Source organism: Neobacillus sp. NPDC093127, from assembly GCF_044754175.1.
In the GTDB taxonomy this organism is placed as follows: Bacteria; Bacillota; Bacilli; order Bacillales; family Cytobacillaceae; genus Neobacillus.
The window spans coordinates 86,120-102,594 of the sequence record NZ_JBIVOP010000011.1; the positions used below are offsets into that span (position 1 = coordinate 86,120).

The 16,475-nt window shown below is 40.9% G+C and carries 12 protein-coding genes and 1 pseudogene; 7 read left to right on the forward strand and 6 right to left on the reverse strand.

What is annotated here, in order from left to right; translation table 11 throughout:
- The first annotated feature begins 290 nt into the window (after positions 1-290).
- Genes ACIQCO_RS15985 through ACIQCO_RS15995 form a run of 3 tightly spaced genes read left to right on the forward strand, consistent with a single transcriptional unit; the run spans position 291 to position 2,527 of the window.
- The gene (locus tag ACIQCO_RS15985; RefSeq protein WP_400430235.1) at positions 291-1,070 is read left to right on the forward strand and encodes a transporter substrate-binding domain-containing protein; all 780 of its coding nucleotides are present in this window, start codon (positions 291-293) and stop codon (positions 1,068-1,070) included.
- Positions 1,071-1,105: 35 nt separating this feature from the next.
- Complete coding sequence (locus ACIQCO_RS15990) at positions 1,106-1,771, forward strand: amino acid ABC transporter permease (protein WP_066095846.1); 666 nt, start codon at positions 1,106-1,108, stop codon at positions 1,769-1,771.
- A 27-nt stretch (positions 1,772-1,798) separates the two neighbouring features.
- Positions 1,799-2,527, forward strand: a complete 729-nt coding sequence (locus tag ACIQCO_RS15995) for an amino acid ABC transporter ATP-binding protein (protein ID WP_400430385.1) — start codon at positions 1,799-1,801, stop codon at positions 2,525-2,527.
- Positions 2,528-2,599: 72 nt separating this feature from the next.
- On the opposite strand, the gene ACIQCO_RS16000 is transcribed toward ACIQCO_RS15995, so the two are convergent.
- Both ACIQCO_RS16000 and ACIQCO_RS16005 read right to left on the reverse strand, forming a co-directional pair.
- Complete coding sequence (locus ACIQCO_RS16000; protein WP_400430237.1) at positions 2,600-3,748, reverse strand: acyl-CoA dehydrogenase family protein; 1,149 nt, start codon at positions 3,746-3,748, stop codon at positions 2,600-2,602.
- A gap of 125 nt (positions 3,749-3,873) precedes the next feature.
- Positions 3,874-4,782, reverse strand: a complete 909-nt coding sequence (locus tag ACIQCO_RS16005; RefSeq protein WP_400430238.1) for an EamA family transporter — start codon at positions 4,780-4,782, stop codon at positions 3,874-3,876.
- Between the two features lie 373 nt (positions 4,783-5,155).
- Here ACIQCO_RS16005 and ACIQCO_RS16010 point away from each other — a divergent pair, with 373 nt between their 5' ends.
- The 3 genes from ACIQCO_RS16010 (at position 5,156) to ACIQCO_RS16020 (ending at position 10,976) form a co-directional block, all read left to right on the forward strand.
- On the forward strand, positions 5,156-7,069 hold the full coding sequence (locus ACIQCO_RS16010; protein WP_400430240.1) for a Xaa-Pro dipeptidyl-peptidase: 1,914 nt from the start codon (positions 5,156-5,158) through the stop codon (positions 7,067-7,069).
- 216 nt (positions 7,070-7,285) lie between these two features.
- A complete protein-coding gene (locus ACIQCO_RS16015; RefSeq protein ID WP_400430242.1) occupies positions 7,286-8,887 on the forward strand; it encodes an FMN-binding glutamate synthase family protein in 1,602 nt (533 codons plus the stop codon).
- Between the two features lie 373 nt (positions 8,888-9,260).
- The gene (locus tag ACIQCO_RS16020) at positions 9,261-10,976 is read left to right on the forward strand and encodes a metallophosphoesterase family protein (protein WP_400430243.1); all 1,716 of its coding nucleotides are present in this window, start codon (positions 9,261-9,263) and stop codon (positions 10,974-10,976) included.
- Positions 10,977-11,059: 83 nt separating this feature from the next.
- Here the strand turns inward: ACIQCO_RS16020 and ACIQCO_RS16025 are convergent, their stop codons facing one another.
- A complete protein-coding gene (locus ACIQCO_RS16025; RefSeq protein ID WP_400430245.1) occupies positions 11,060-12,166 on the reverse strand; it encodes a serine hydrolase domain-containing protein in 1,107 nt (368 codons plus the stop codon).
- A gap of 25 nt (positions 12,167-12,191) precedes the next feature.
- Positions 12,192-12,770: a TetR/AcrR family transcriptional regulator gene (locus ACIQCO_RS16030; protein WP_400430247.1), complete on the reverse strand. Its 579-nt coding sequence runs from the start codon at positions 12,768-12,770 to the stop codon at positions 12,192-12,194.
- 491 nt (positions 12,771-13,261) lie between these two features.
- Here ACIQCO_RS16030 and ACIQCO_RS16035 point away from each other — a divergent pair, with 491 nt between their 5' ends.
- Positions 13,262-13,762 (forward strand): GNAT family N-acetyltransferase, encoded by a 501-nt coding sequence (locus tag ACIQCO_RS16035; protein ID WP_400430248.1) that lies wholly within the window; start codon positions 13,262-13,264, stop codon positions 13,760-13,762.
- 613 nt (positions 13,763-14,375) lie between these two features.
- Here the strand turns inward: ACIQCO_RS16035 and ACIQCO_RS16040 are convergent.
- On the reverse strand, positions 14,376-15,488 hold the full coding sequence (locus tag ACIQCO_RS16040; RefSeq protein ID WP_400430249.1) for an alpha-helical endospore appendage domain-containing protein: 1,113 nt from the start codon (positions 15,486-15,488) through the stop codon (positions 14,376-14,378).
- A 292-nt stretch (positions 15,489-15,780) separates the two neighbouring features.
- A pseudogene (locus ACIQCO_RS16045) lies at positions 15,781-15,873 on the reverse strand (acetylglutamate kinase); the annotation flags it as partial.
- Positions 15,874-16,475: the final 602 nt, after the last annotated feature.

Consider the following 16,475-nt stretch of genomic DNA (forward strand, 5'->3'; position numbering starts at 1 on the left):
ATATTATTTTTATTGACTAAGCGGCCCATTTTTTATTTAAAGATGGTTTTGGATTTATATGAAAATCGGAGACGTATAGATCACCTGCATCTCTTCATCCATTAACTAGCCCAAAAAGGGCTTTTTTTTCATTATATAAGAATGTTATATATTCGACTTCGAAATTGTCTAGCTTCAAAAGAAACCATTAAAATACTGGGTTTTTCTGCTTTTTACCCCTATGTGATTAAACCTCAAACATTATGGGTATATAACAGTATCCATAAAAAAGAGAGGAGAAAAGAGCAAGCATGAGAAGACCATACATATTATTGCTATTAAGCTTGTTTATGATTAGTATGCTGACTGCCTGTGTCCAAAAAAACCAGCTTTCAGATGGAACCAAGCTGATAGACAAGGAGAAATTTATTTTTGCAGCTTCTGGTGAATTTAAACCCTTTAGCTATCTGAATGATGACCTTTCGATGACAGGTTTCGATGTTGAAGTAGGGAACGCTGTCGGAAAGGAACTGGGGCTTGAACCAATCCAGAAGAGAATGAAATTCAAAGGGCTGATAGAGGGTATCAAAACTGGCAGGGCAGATGCAGCCGTTGCCAGCCACACCATCAACACCGCTCGTGCCAAACAAGTGTCTTTTTCCACTCCGTACTACTACTCAGGACCACAAATCTTTACAAGACCTGACAGCAATATTAAAACAGTAGAAGACTTAAAAGGGAAAGAAGTGGCCGTAGCGAAAGGGTCTACCTATGCAGATACTGCCAAAAAGTATACGAGCAATCTTAAAATGTACGACAGTGATATTACGGCGTTAAAAGCGCTTAGCATTGGGCGGCATGATGCTGTTATTACCGATTTTGTTACTGGGAAAAGTGCAAAGAAGGAAGGTTTTAAAATTGAAGGGCAGCAGCTAATTGAGCGAAGTGAGCAGGCGATTGTTGTTCCAAAGGACAATCCTGAGCTCCTTAAGCGAATAAATGATGCACTTCACAGACTTCGTGACAATGGCACACTTACCCGAATCAGCAAAAAGTATTTCGATGAGGATATAACGAAAAAACCAGAATAATAGATTGATTAACAGACAGAAAGGATGTCGTGAGTTTGCCTAGTTTTTCGCATTTTTTTCATACATTGAATAGCAGTAAGGGACTTTTCATTGATGCAATGTTTCTAACATTAAAGCTTACGTTAGTTTCTATTTTGATTGGGATTATATTTGGATTGTTCTTTGCACTATTAAAAATTTCTAGGGTAAAAATACTTGAATATGTTTCAAATGCTTATGTATTCCTTGTGCGTGGAACGCCACTTATTGTCCAAATTTTCATTCTGTATTTTGGCTTCAGCGGGCTGTTTCTAATCCCCGATTTTTGGGCAGCAGCTCTTGCGCTTGCCTTTCATAACGGTGCCTATATTGCAGAAATTTTCCGCGGAACAATTCAGTCGGTTGATAAAGGGCAAATGGAAGCGGGCCGTTCTCTTGGAATGACTAGAGGTGTTACGATACGTCGCATTATTCTACCGCAGGCCTTCAGGAGGGCACTGCCTCCCCTTGGTAACCAATTTATTATTGGTCTAAAGGATTCTTCGCTTGCAGCCTTTATTTCTATGAATGAATTGTTCAATGTTTCTACGACGCTAGGATCGAATAATTTTGATGAAATGACTTACTTGCTAATCGTGGCTATTTATTATCTTGTATTAGTTGCATTGTTAACGATGGCAGTGAGCATGTTTGAAAAGAAATTAGCAGTCAGTGATCGATAGGAGGATTAGAACGTGAATGGACGAGAAATGATTCGAACAGAAAACTTAAATAAATCTTTTGGGAAATTGCACGTATTAAAGGATATTGATATGTCTGTCTATGAAAGTGAGGTTGTGTGCCTTGTCGGTGCCTCCGGTTCTGGAAAAAGTACATTACTAAGATGTCTAAACTTTCTGGAGAAAAAGGACAATGGGGGGATTTTTATCCGAGGGGAAAAGGTATCACCAGATACCCATAACCTTAACCATGTCCGTCAATCGGTGGGTATGGTCTTTCAACATTTTAACCTCTTTCCACACAAAACAGTTCTTGAAAATATTATTGAAGCACCGACAGTTGTGAAGAAACTTTCTAAGACTCAGGCGACAGAAGAAGCTAGGGAGCTGCTCCAAAAGGTGGGCCTCGAGGATAAGGCGGATGTTTATCCGAGTAAATTGTCCGGCGGGCAAAAACAGCGTGTAGCGATTGCAAGATCACTGGCTATGAAGCCAGATATTTTGCTTTTTGATGAGCCAACATCAGCCCTTGATCCTGAGCTGGTAGGAGAGGTGTTAGCGACCATGAAGGAGCTTGCTGATGAAGGAATGACTATGGTGGTTGTGACCCATGAAATGGGCTTCGCCCGTGAGGTTGCCGATTGGATTGTTTACATGGATGATGGCAAAATAGTTGAAAAAGATAGACCATCAGAATTCTTTGATCATCCAAAGGAAGAACGTACAATAGAATTCCTTAAAGCAACTATGCTTAAATAGAAAATTAAAGGGCCAGACCCCAGGCACACTAGAGCATTACCGTGCCGGGAATCTGAACCTTTATTTTTTTCTTTATTGTTTAATTGCAGACAATGCTAATTTTTTTATGGTCATATCATCCATAGGCGGGTTGTGCAGCCCCGCCCTAACGTCGCGGTAGTACCGCTGCAGGGGATTTGTGCGTTGAAGACTTTTTGCCCCGACAATCCTCATCGCTTTATCAACTATCGATATCGCTGAATTTGTTACCGTATGCTTGACAACCCCCAGCTCATTTTCAAGGTATTCCCGACGCGCTTCGTCATCATAAGCCGCCGCAACACTGTAGATAAGATGTCTCGCTCTAATTAATTCTAAATCAATTTCGCCTAGCAGCTGTTGGACATTAGGTAATTGGCTAATTGGTCCATTTAGACTATTTGGCGCATGATGATTGGCAAAATGGACAGCATAATCGCGTGCCGCTTGGGCAATACCAAGATAACAAGCAGGAATATGAAGGATCCAGCCATTCAGTTTGCCACCGCGCGGCATATCCGGAAGCTCAACAAGTTGTGTCTCATCAACCGTGACATTGTGGAGGACAAGATCATGGCTTCCTGTTCCCCGCATGGCAATGACATCCCACGTCTCATCAATCGTTAGTCCTTCTAAATCCTTATGGAGGAGAAAGAAGCCCACCTTTTGCTTTTCTTCAATCCAAGCTGAGGTTAGAAAATATGTTAAAACCGGCGACATGGTCGTAAAGGTTTTTCGTCCTGTTATGACCCATGCTCCATCTTTCTTGACAGCCGTTGTCCCAGGGCGTCCGCCTCTAGTAGGACTTCCTGTTTGCGCTTCACTTACGGCGCGGTTTACTAGTGCCCCATTAAGAATCTCTTTTGCAAAGAAATTCAATTTCTCAGGTTCCCAAAGTTTTCTTTCAAAAATCTCTCCGACGACCCCAAGATTCCAGCCAATCGAAAGGGCGGTAGTTCCATCGAAGCTTGCTAGCGTTTCTTGAAGGAGGACCATATCATAGACGTTTAATCCGTCTCCTCCGTAGGCAGACGGAAGGGTAATACTTGTATAGCCCATCTCCACTAAATCCTGAATATTTTCTTTTGGGAAAGCAGCCATTTCATCAATTTCCGCCGATTTACTTCTAAATATGTCTTCTTTCTGCCGCAATTTTTGCAACCATGTCTGTTGAATTGCAGATTTTACGAATAAATTATGCACAAGAAACCTCCCCCTTAGTTCATCAAAATGAATCAACGATCAGACCCTATAATTCATAGTTTATCATCTAAAGGGTGTCAGGCACCACTCGTGGACATTTGTCCTCCTGGGGTGGACACTTTAGTTTATAGTTCATCTGCAAAACCAAGCAAAGCGATACCGAGCATCACAACCACGATAACGGCATAATGCTTTTTGCTCAGTTTTTCTTTTAGGAAAATTCTCGATAAGATAATCGAAAAGATGCTATAGGACGCAATCAGCGGTGCTGCGATAATCGCGTTCTTTGCCATAGCAAACACATAGAAGAACTGGCCGGTTGTTTCCAAAATAGCGGCATATCCTTTGTCTCGTTCTTTGAAAATCTGAAACTTCTCTTTTTTGATGACTTTAAAGAAAATGAATGACAGCACGGCACAAATGAAAAAGGTAAATTCGTAAGCAAGGAGGGCCGCATCCTCGCTGATGAGTTTCAACTCATCCAGGTAAATTCCATCCGCAAAGGTTCCAAGTCCATCAAGAATACAATAGATAATCGGAAAGGTAATCGCCAGGAAGCCAATTTGATATTTTTTGTCAATCTGAACGTTTGTGAGTTTGAGTGCGGCTGATTCGGCTTTCTTTTCTAAAATGGCCAGACCAAGCACGCCTGCGGTAATAATGGCCACACCTGCTATATGAACAATGCCAAGCTCATGCGGGAAAAAGATAAATAATAAGATAGCCGTTATGGCTCCAGAAGAGTTTTGCACGGGTGAGGCAATCGAAAGCTCAATATAACGTAACCCAATATAACCGACCGTCATCGATAAAATGTAAAAGGCCGATACAGGCAAGTATTTCAGTAGATCGATAGGGTTAAATGCCAGCCCTTTAATGAACAAATATGCCGTTGCGTGCAGACCCATAACCAAGCCGACCATAATGACAATTTTAAGATGGCTGAATTTATCATTGCTATCCGTGCCTTTTTTATAAAATAGGTCAGCCCCGCCCCAAGCAAAGGTTGTTAAAAGTGAAAAAACAAACCACATCGTAATATCTCCTTGTTTATAGTTTATGTAATGGTAATGAGGCCTATAGAAATGCTAGATTCCAAAACTCTATCATTATAAACCAATGCTGAAACCAATTCTATCTAATTTAGAGGTTAAAGTTTTTTTAAAGTTAAAGTAGATTCATAAGGTGCATTACTAGAAGGTTTTACTGAAATAGCCCAAATGGCTTAAGCCCTGCTTTTCAACAAAAGGAAAAGCGGGACTTTTTCGTTATAAAGCTTGTTCGAAAAATAGCACTTTTCCCCTGATTTTACTCATTTGACATAGTTTTTCAAACTTTTTAAAGATTCAGTTATATAATAGAGGATGAAGTTAACTGCCTCAAATCATGTATAAAGGGGGAAAAGTAGTGAGGAAAAAAATCTTGTCCATCAGTTTGTGCTCGGTTCTTTCGCTTTCATTAGTAGCAGGGGTAGATACTTGGACAGTAAATGCAGAAAGTAAACAAAATCTCGCAACTGCAACTGCATCCAAGTCAAACGGTAAAGAAAAGGTCCAGGAGTGGAAAGGGATTCCTCTTAATGGATTGATCCCAGAAACAGCGTCAGGGGCAACAAAAATTGAACTTGATAATGGGATGACAAAACCAATCTACTCTACCGACGAAGCAATCATTGAAAACTTGTTCGTTGAAACAGAGGTTGACAGCGACAGAGACGGTAAGCGTGACCGGGTCTCCATTAAAGTATACCGTCCTAAAACAGAGCCTGGGATTAAAGTTCCCGTCATCTATGAAATGAGTCCCTACCGATCAGGAATCCTCGATGTTCCTGTTTTTAATGTCGATGTGGACTTAATTCCAGTTAAGCACCCTGGTAACGGGAATGGACGTGGCGGCAAGCCATTTGCGTTAGCAGAAGGACAAGCAGCCAATCTAGGTTCCTTAGGTAACTACTATGTTCCCCGTGGTTATGGAGTAATTCTTGCGGAGAGTATTGGGACAGGCAAATCGGATGGGTGTCCAACTACTGGCGATGAAAGAGAAATTCTTGGTACAAAAGCAGTTATTGATTGGTTGAATGGCAGGGCTAAAGCGTATTCCGAGGATGGAAAAGAGGCTTCGGCTGATTGGTCAACAGGGAATGTGGGGATGACAGGTACATCCTACAACGGAACATTGCCAAATGCGGTAGCGGCAACCGGTGTGGATGGACTGAAAACAATTATTCCAGTTGCGGCAATTAGCAGCTGGTACGACTACTATCGTGCCAACGGAGCTGTTATTGCCCCGGGCGGCTATCAAGGTGAGGACACCGATAACATGGCTGAAGCCGTGTTAACGCGAAAAAATCCTCAAGTATGTAAGGATGTCATTGCCGAGCTAAAAGCTGCTCAAGACAGAGATACTGGTGACTATAGTGACTTCTGGGCTCACCGCGATTATGTCAAGGACGCCAAAAAGGTGAAGGCTAGTGTTCTCGTCGTTCATGGTCTAAATGATTGGAACGTCAAGACAAAACAATTCGCGCAGTGGTGGGAAGCTTTAGGAAAAAACAATGTCCCTCGCAGATTGTGGCTCCATCAGGGTGCCCATTCAAGTCCATCAGGAAATAACTGGCCGCAATTACAAAATAGATGGTTTGACTATTACCTGTATGGAATTGAAAATGGGGTTATGAATGAGCCTGCCGTTGACATCCAGCGTGAGGATAAAACTTGGAGCAAGGAAGCAAGCTGGCCGGCACAAGGAACAGCAGCTACAACGCTTCATTTAACAGGGATGGGAAATGATTTAGGGTCGTTACATCTAAATCCTGTTCCTAACCAACCGCATAATACGCAAACAATTATTGATGATCCGATGAAAAAGGCAAATACACTTATAGCAAATCCAGAATTAAATTCTTCAAACCGATTAGCTTATGTAACGTCCGAATTAACAGGTGAGGCTCGGTTGAGCGGGACGCCTAAATTAAGTATAAGAGCAAGCATTGACCGTCCTGTTGCAAACTTAACAGCTTTGCTTGTTGACTACAGTAGTTCAAATCCTGTCATTGTATCCCGTGGCTGGGTCGATCCGCAAAATCTTCATTCAGCAGATCGTTCAGAATCACTTGTGCCGGGCAGAGACTACACCTTCGAATGGGAAATGCAGCCTAAGGACTATGTATTTAAGGCGGGACACAGAATTGGTATTGTTCTCATCGCCAGTGATTATGACTATACAATACGTCCAAATGCTGGTACAAAAATATCGGTTACACCAACTCGCAGTGAAATAACATTGCCAATTGTCGGCGGTCGTAACGCCTTTAAACAATAAAACACAAACAAAAGAAGGCTTAAGTCTAATGACTTAAGCCTTCTTTTGTTTAAGGATATTCTCCTGGTAAAAAGTGAACTAGAACTTAAATATCTTACTCTGGAAAGGAAGATTCATCCTCCATCCGGCTTAACCGAGTCAGAAACCTCCTATTGTATAAACTTTACCAATTCCGTCTAAATTAGAATGAAATTAATTCTTTTATAGGGGGTTCTCATGAATATCGCAGATGTTATAATCATCATCTTGTTTACCTTTATTGCCCTTGTTTTATTAGCCCTAGTTCTTTTTCTTGTGTATTTGTTCATGTTTGACCGAAATCAGAAGAGACACTCGATTTTAAGGAATTATCCTGCATTAGGACGTTTCCGCTATTTTTTTGAAAAAGTGGGTCCGGAATTTCGGCAATATTGGTTTAACAGCGATACGGAGGGGAAGCCGTTTTCCAGGGATGAATACGAACATATTGTAAAAGGTTCTAAATATATGCGTGATGTTGTGGCATTTGGCTCGAAACAAGATTTTGAGGAAGAAGGTTTATTTGTACGAAATGATATGTTTCCAAAATTAACGGAAGAAATCAAAATGGATAATAAAACAATGGTCCAAACCAAAAGATACATATTATTGAAAGATCCGCTATTTTCACAAAGAGAGGAGAAATGGGTGGACGAGGAATCACCTGCCTATTTACTTCAAGATGTTGATGCTGTTGTGATTGGTCCGAATACGAAACAACCTTTCGTTCTCCATGGTCTGATTGGAATGTCAGCAATGAGTTATGGGGCACTCGGGAAAAATGCCGTTACCGCTTTATCGAAAGGATTAGCCTTAGCAAAGGGGACTTGGATGAATACCGGGGAAGGGGGATTATCACCTTACCATTTAGAGGGCGGGGTTGATATCATCATGCAGATCGGTCCAGCCCTGTTTGGTATCCGTGATAAAAATGGTGAAGTGGATTGGGATGAACTAAAAAGAAAAAGCGAGATTCCGCAAATAAAGGCATTTGAACTGAAACTTGCCCAAGGCGCCAAAGCTCGCGGCGGCCATATTGACGGCGAAAAGGTTACACCGGAAATTGCCGAAATTCGTAAAGTGGAACCGTATAAATCTGTGGATAGCCCGAACCGGTTTCACCAGTTTAGCGATGTTCCCTCGATGTGTGAGTTTATCGAAAAGATCCGCGAGCATACTGGCAAACCGGTAGGAATGAAGATTGTGGTCGGCGGCAATGATAGTGTCGAAGATTTGGCTAAATATATGAAGGAAACGGGCAAAGGGCCGGACTTTATCACTGTTGATGGCGGTGAAGGGGGGACAGGAGCATCCTATCAAGAACTGATTGATAGTGTCGGTTTACCGATTAAATCAGCGCTTCCTATTTTGGTTTCCACATTGCAAAAATATGGGGTCCGCGATCGCGTGAAAATCATTGCCTCAGGTAAACTGTTCACCCCTGACCGGATTGCAATTGCCCTTGCGATGGGGGCGGACTTAGTCAATATCGCCCGCGGCTTTATGATTACGGTTGGGTGTATTCAAACATTGAAATGTAATTCCAATGCCTGTCCGGTGGGGGTCACAACAACGGACCCCGACCTGCAAAAGGCACTTGTGATTGACGAAAAGAAATACCGTGTGGTGAATTATCTTGTCACACTAAGAAAGGGGCTCTTTCGTATAGCTGCTGCAGCCGGTTTGGATTCCCCTGTTCATTTCCGGCCAAGGCATATTAGTTACAAAGATGATAAAGGCGTCGTGATATCGCTCGAAAGAATCCTAACTGATATTCAACAACAAATCGATGCAAGGTGAATAGCGGCAGTTCATAAAAGTTCATTTTTAACGAACTTTTGGGATGGTCTTCAAGGAGACCGGTAATGTACGGGCCAAATAAATTGCATAGTTCTTTCCTCAGAGGTGGTGTAATATTTGAAGGAGTGCCTGATTTCTTAAGGAATTGGGCTCTTTTTTTTGTTGGAAAAGGGAATGGGAATATAAATTCAAAATATGAATATTAAATATAAAAATATATTCATATTTTGAAGGAATTTATCATAAAATGTCGAATTACTCTTTAAACTGATTTGCTGAAGGAATAAAGATGCTATTTATTTTAACGAATTAAAGGTATGAAATACCAGGTGAATGGCCATCCCTTCAGTTTTAAAAGAAAGGAGTAAGATTAATGACAGACAAAAAAATCATGAACGAGGCAGGGATACCGGTAAATAACGAACCTTTTAAAGAAGGGATGGATCGACGCGTCTTTTTACAGAAGACAACGAAAATGGTGGGGGTTGCCGTTGGAGCATCCCTAATAAGCTCACTAACGGGCGGACTGCCTGTTAGTGCCATATCCAGTTCATCTGTTATGAATTCAAATGGCAGCAAACCTGATTTAGTTTTCCCAGTGATTAGCGATGTGCATATACAATCGAGTAATAATTTTAACTTGGATAAGTTTGTTAGCACGCTGGAACAATTGAATCAAGCAGTTCCGAAGCAGGATGCCTTTGTGGTAGTTGGAGATCTCACGGATAATGGCTATACGTTAGAATACGATAAGTTTTTCAACGCTTATAATGTTAGAAAACAAACACAAGCTGTTTCGATGTTTGCTATCGGAAATCATGATTACTGGAATGGACTTTCGGTTGCAAATGCCCAAAAGCTATTCCTTGAAAAATCAGGAATGGAATCAATCTACTACCATCGGATAATAAAAGGCTATCATTTTATTGTCCTTGGCACGGAAGATGGGTTAACGGAAGGAACCTTTTCGGTTAGTCAAATTGGATGGTTAGCTGAGCGGCTCAAGCAGGCAAATGCTGATGACCCGGATATGCCGATTTTTGTTTTCCATCACCAGCCGATTAAGGGGACAATTTATGGAAGTGAATGGGGCTTTTCGAAAAATAGAGACCTCTTTTACGATACATTAAAGGCCTATCCACAAGTCATTTCTTTTTCAGGTCATACCCATTATCCGTTAGATGATCCGAGAATCATTCATCAAAAGGATTTTACTTCGATTGGCACCTCAACCGGTGCCTATTTGTGGCTTGATAGTGGCAGGATTCAAGGAGAGGTGCCGGAGGGGGCGGATATTCTAAACCAAGCGTTAATTGTTGAGGTACATAAGAACAAAGTAATATTGAAGCGCCGGGATATTCATAACAATGATTGGACGGGAGAGCCATTTGAACTCAACTATCCTGCTAAGAAAAATAAATTTAAATACACGGAAGACCGCGACAAAAAAGCACCATTCTTCACGAATGACGCGCTGATATCGATTGTTCATGACAAAACGGCAGCTTCCGGTCTGGCGGTTATGTTCACGCAAGCGAAAGATGACCTGCTTGTCCATGATTACAAAATAAGTGCGATTAATGTTGAAACAGGGAAAGTAGAGAAGGAAATGCTCGCCTTTTCCGAGTTTTACAAGGATCCAATCCCTAATCCGCTTACCTTGCCAATCAATGGATTGAAATCGAATACGTTTTATGAGATGAAAGTCCATGCAATTGATGCGTTCGGCAATGAAAGTCAAAACTTTTTGAAGGTGATGGGGAAAACATCACAAGGACCGGCATTTACACTATCAAAAGATACGTTAAATGGAATCAATGATAAAGTAGACGTTGTTGTAGAAAATGTTAGAGTTCCTAATGGCGACTGGATAGGGCTTTATGAAGTAGGTGAAAATCCAGGGAATACAGCTTCCATTTGGTGGGTGTATACGAAAGTCACCGACGGAACATATAAATTTACCTATGATCCAAAAAATAATCTCTATCCGGCAAGATACAAAGAAGGCGGAGCGTACAAATTCGTTTATTTCTATGGCAGCGGGTATGACGCTGTTGCTGAAATGACGTTTACAGTTGGGAGCATGTAGGATCAAATAGGATTTGTTTAGGCTGACCGCCACTAAGGTGGTCAGCCAAATAGTATGCTGCTGAGGAGAGTGTTCGTTTGGGATTAGTAATTTTCCACCTTAGATTCCTCACATTTTAAGAGTTTATCAACGGTCTTAAGCATCAATCTGATTCCTTTTCGATTCTGGCGAAAATGATTTAACCCTCCAATTAAATATGATTCTGTGGCTGGATGGTAAAACATAAATGTTCCGGTCGAGCCGGCATTTCCCCACACATTATATTTTTGCGGCATCAAGACCGGAATAGTTTTAAAATTCATTACGCCGTACCCATAATCAATTCCGATAAAAAACTTGCCCCAATCACACTTCATTTGAGAAAGCGACTTTTCGCTTATAATTTCATGATGGACCAACGCTTTCATAAATTTGAGTAAATCTTCATTCGTAGAAATAATCCCGCCCCCGGCGTGCATAAAACTAAGGCTGCTGTAGTGAGTGATATTAATGTTACGGATAAATAAATGGGCCAAAGGTAAGTCGCCTTTTTCGATTGGTTCAGTAGGAGCTAAATAGGAGTGTTTCATCTGAAGAGGTTCAAAAATATAAGCCCGAAGCACTTCACCATAAGGTTTTTCTGTAATTTTTTCGATGATTAACCCGAGCAGATGATAGCCTGTGTCTGAATAATGAAATCCTTCGCCAGGAGGGAAGTGCGGCTCCAAATGTTCCTTCGCCCAGACAATGACTTCTCTTGCCGTCCAAAGACGATCTGGTTCATCAATAATATGATTGACAAATGATTTCGCTTGTTTCGGCGTATCCTCTAAAAAGTCATGTAAACCGGATGTGTGATTCAATAAATGCTTTATTTTAATATCGCTCGTATAATCCTTTCCTTTGTACAGATGCAAGCTGTGCAACAGATCGGGTTCTAAATACCGAGAGATGGGATCTTCGTACGAAATCATATCCTTTTCTACTAAAATACTAGTAAGTACGGATGTAATCAACTTACTCACACTGGCAATATAATAAGGCTGCTGCGCGCTTGAAGCGATCCTTTCCGTTATGCCTTCAGCCAAATTCAAATGAACTCCGAGTTTAGCAGAATCGACTAATAAATAGGCATTGTGTATTTTCGTATCCTTCTCTACGGTTTTTCGAAAAAGCTCTTTAATCGATGATTCCACTTGTTCTTTTTTCAATTCTTAATCCCCCCAATATAGTTTGTTAATCCAACCTTCCAGCTTGGCGTAAACCGGCTGCTGCAATGACGTCCTTGCCTGTGCCTTCCAATACCTCTATCAATTTCTCTTCCGTAAATTCTTCTGGAAGGAATCCATAGACGTCCATAACGGAAAGTCCCATTTGAAACACCTTCATTTTGAACAAAATGTCAGCAAGTTCCTCATCTGTGAAACCGTCTAGCCGGGATCCTTGTTTCATCTGTTCCAGCAGGCTGCTGTTTGAAGGCTGAACATTTTTTAGGTGTGTATTGCTATTCATCACCAAGTCTTTAAAAAGCACTTTGTACTCTCTTGCAAATTTCAGACTGGCGATTCCGATATTGAGAAATGGATTTTCACTGTATTTCGTCATTAACATCTGTTGTGAAATATCATGGATTTTATTTAATACTGCGTTCTTTAGCTCATCAACATCGGTAAAGTTTACATAAATGGGTGCAATGGAACTCCCGATTTTATCAGCTACCTTTCTCACCGAAATAGAATCAATGCCTTCTTCTCGTGCTATTTCAAATGCTGCTTCAATGATGTCATCTTTGGAAAATTTCTTTTTTGGTGCCATTGGACTCTCCTTAATTAAAGTATATAACACTTGATATATAACATATGTTATATAATATGTTATTTCCAACAATTTGTAAAGGAGGAATATTTAATTTAAAAAAAAGCCGCCCTAGGCTGAAAATAACGGGTTTACTCTAGGGGAATAAAAAACAAATTACATACTAATCACACGTTATTTCACATTAGAAATAGCCTGTGATTTTTTGTTGCTGTATCAAGGTTTAAAGTCTTTTAAAACATTTATTCAAACTAGAATTCACAAAGTGATCCGCAAGACTGAAATATTTTTTGTAGTGTATGTGATTTCAAAGTGATTTACGGTGTGAATTTAGTTGCCAACTATTATATTTTAAATTTCATAAAGATATTTGGATATTTATGTTAATGTGAATAGAAGTACTTAAACTAAATGGCAGGAGTTGAAGAAGGAATTTCTTTAAACTTGGAAGAATATATATTCAAAAATATGTTAAGGAGCTTGTGAATTATATGGAATCCATTAGCAAAAGCGAAGTGAAGCTACGAGATATCACAGAGGAAGATCTTCCTATCTTTTTCGAACAACAACTTGATTCAACGGCGAACTATATGGCTGCCTTTACAGCTAAAGACCCCACTGATAAGGACGCATTTTTTGACCATTGGAAAAAAATTATCGCTGACGAGACTATCACAAATAAGACTATATTATTCAATGGCATTGTCACTGGACACGTCTCGAACTTTGAACAGTTCGGCGAACCCGAAGTAAGCTACTGGATTGGGAAGGAATATTGGGGTCATGGTATTGCAACAAAAGCGTTGTCAGAGTTTCTGGAGTATATTAAGGTACGCCCGCTCTATGCTCGTGCCGCTAAAGATAACCTCGCCTCCATTAGGGTATTGGAAAAATGCAGGTTTAAAATCATCTCTGAAGATAAGGGTTTTTCCAACGCAAGAGGCAAGGATGTTGAAGAATTTATTTTGAAGCTCGAACCTTATGATAGGTAATTTAATAGCGAAATACGATTGGAGCGGTTCTTGACTAAGAAACCTTCTGTTGTTTAACTACCATGAAAATAAGTTTCCTCAAAATTAGTATCAGGCTGCCTTAATTGGCGGCTTTTTATTATGCAACTAAAGGCGTTCTTTACTTTAATAAAGAGTAAATCCCTTTTCTTCTTCAACTATAGAGCAGGATTGTTGAAGAAGGGATTCGAGTATTTTAAATAGAATTTTATGTAAAGGTCGTATATATGAAGGTGAAAAAAATTGATGAATTTATACAGTTTTTAGAGAATCCATTAGGTACATTGAGTGTGGTTGAAATTAAAGATGATAGGGTGACATCATTCGTAGCCAAATCAACGTTTTTTGTAACAAAATAATTTTTTTGGGGCAGAAACTATAATTTAGAATCAAGAGACAAACCAAAATCCCCAAGGATTCTTGGGGATAATGATGATTTAGTTCTGTTCTATCCTGTTATGTTAATGAACGTCCAAAATTGGATTCAAAATGGTTTACCACTTCATTGCGCTCTTCTTTAAACCTAATTTTGAATCCAATATCCTCCACAAAAATATTAACACCTTGATAAACGTTAAATCTGACTAACTAGATTCTAAGAAAAAGTAATGACAACGGATCCATTACCTGTGCCGACACCGGCAGTATTAACCTGGTTCGTGCCGCCGTTAAATGAACCGCCGCCGCCACCGCCGCCGCCAGTGCTGCCGCCGCCACCGCCACCGCTAAAACCGCCGCCGCCGCCGCCGCCAGATGTAGCTCCGCCGCCGCCGCCGCCGCCGAAACCTCCGTTCCCGCCGGTATTGCCGCCTTGAGTGCCACCAGCGCCGCCTGCTGCAGGAGGTGTGCCGGTAGTAATAGACATTCCTCCGCCACCACCTGGGGCTCCGTTAGCATTTCCGCCATTTCCGGCCACACCAGCACCGCCTCCGCCGCCATTGTTACCCGGAGGAGTACCGGCAGCACCTCCATTTCCTGCAATTCCTCCCGCGCCACCCGGATTGCCGCTTGTACCGTTTGGTGAGGTTGCATTTGCATTTACGCCGCCAGTAGTAGCACCGGCACCACCGCCGCCTCCAGCAGCGACCAGCAGGGTCCCTGGAGAAAAAGCTGTAAAGCCAGTTCCCGTACCTACAAAGGAACCGCCGCCACCACCGCCTGTACTAGTACCTGTAGTTCCCATGCCTCCTACTAGTACGGATAGTGTATCACCTGGAGTTACGGTAAAATCCCCCATTATAGAAGCCCCGTTACCGCGTGTAGCCGGAGTTGCACCACCACCTGCCGCACCGATAGCAAGTATTCTAGCAGAAGTAGCACCTGACGGAACAACAACAGATTGAAGTGCTCCTGTAAAAGCAAATGTGAATGTTACCGGCGAAAACGGCGGTACTGCAAATGGAATGAGATCGAGCACATTTTCAAATTTGAACTCCAGCAGCATTTCCTTCTTGATGACGTCACGAAGGGTTCTTTGAACACTTGTATCAACAGCAAGAAGGTTGGACAACGAAACAGTGGCAGGAGAAAATGTGGTCCTTGTAGGGGTTAATGTGCCAAGAACTAATTGAAGTTTCTCTGCTTCTGAGTTCAATAGGTGAGCGAGAGCTAACTCCTCAAGGGCAATTGAGCTTAAAAGTAATGGAACAGTTTGGGCAATGCTAAGCGAAATGGTAGGCGTTATATTCGGAATGTTGGGATTAGACAAAATTATTTCAACTCCTTAAAGATTTTATTTAGGTTCTTTATAATTTACTCAATGAAATATGATGTGGACAGTACTCTTGTCCATGTTTAAGGGGGAATATTGTAAGGATGGAGAAGTATTCATTTACAGGATAAAAGCCAAAAATTCCCTATGGGAAAGCGGAGATTTTTATTTATTCAATATTGTGAAGGTACTCACTTAAAGTATCCGAATAGGGATGTTCGTAATGCCTTTTGTCTACAATCTGAGGCACTAAAATTAGTGCCGCTTATTATCTTATTGTGCAATCAACAACAAGTTCCGCACCAATGACTAGGTGTTCCCTTATCAAGTTGCTTAACTTTGCAGCTATATTATTTCCATAAAACGGCCTTAGTAAATTTCCAGTGCCTTTATGAAGAATTATAAGATGCCCCTCCTAAAGTATATGGCATCTTATAATTGATTCTTAATATCAAGACCAAAATTGTTTGTGGGGTGGAAAATGAAATGTATTACCTACAACAATGATTCTGCTGCCAAATTTGAATACAAGTGTTTCATGTTCGTCACCTTTGATTAGCAGTTTTACTTCTGAGGTGTTGGATGTTGCAGTGTAGACTACATGTCCATCAGACAAATGACGTTCCCAGTTATCATCAAAAGTAGCTAATAATACATCACTGGCTACTGTGTTATTAAACCTAACAGTTTTGATGTTAATACATCTCCTTTGGAAAATTTAGATCATTTTATAGATGCAGCAATATCCTCCTCTAAGTTTAATCCGTATATGTCCCTCCCTTCCATCTATCCCTGTTGTGAGGTTGTACTGTATTTATATGTATCACGAATTAGACAAGCTCTGGTTTTGTACCCGTTTTTATAAAATTCCGCATGAAACAATTAGCAAGTATCTCTAAATCCAAGTGATTTATCTTGTGATTTGGTACGTGTTTTATCGTTTGTACTTCAAAAGTAAAGCCGCCCTAGGCTGAAAACCGGGCG

Coding starts and splice junctions, on each gene's coding strand:
- ACIQCO_RS16030 (WP_400430247.1), bottom strand. CDS start 12,770: ATGGCACCAAAAAAGAAATTTTCCAAAGATGACATCATTGAAGCAGCA.
- ACIQCO_RS15995 (WP_400430385.1), top strand. CDS start 1,799: ATGATTCGAACAGAAAACTTAAATAAATCTTTTGGGAAATTGCACGTA.
- ACIQCO_RS16020 (WP_400430243.1), top strand. CDS start 9,261: ATGACAGACAAAAAAATCATGAACGAGGCAGGGATACCGGTAAATAAC.
- ACIQCO_RS16035 (WP_400430248.1), top strand. CDS start 13,262: ATGGAATCCATTAGCAAAAGCGAAGTGAAGCTACGAGATATCACAGAG.
- ACIQCO_RS16015 (WP_400430242.1), top strand. CDS start 7,286: ATGAATATCGCAGATGTTATAATCATCATCTTGTTTACCTTTATTGCC.
- ACIQCO_RS15985 (WP_400430235.1), top strand. CDS start 291: ATGAGAAGACCATACATATTATTGCTATTAAGCTTGTTTATGATTAGT.
- ACIQCO_RS16005 (WP_400430238.1), bottom strand. CDS start 4,782: ATGTGGTTTGTTTTTTCACTTTTAACAACCTTTGCTTGGGGCGGGGCT.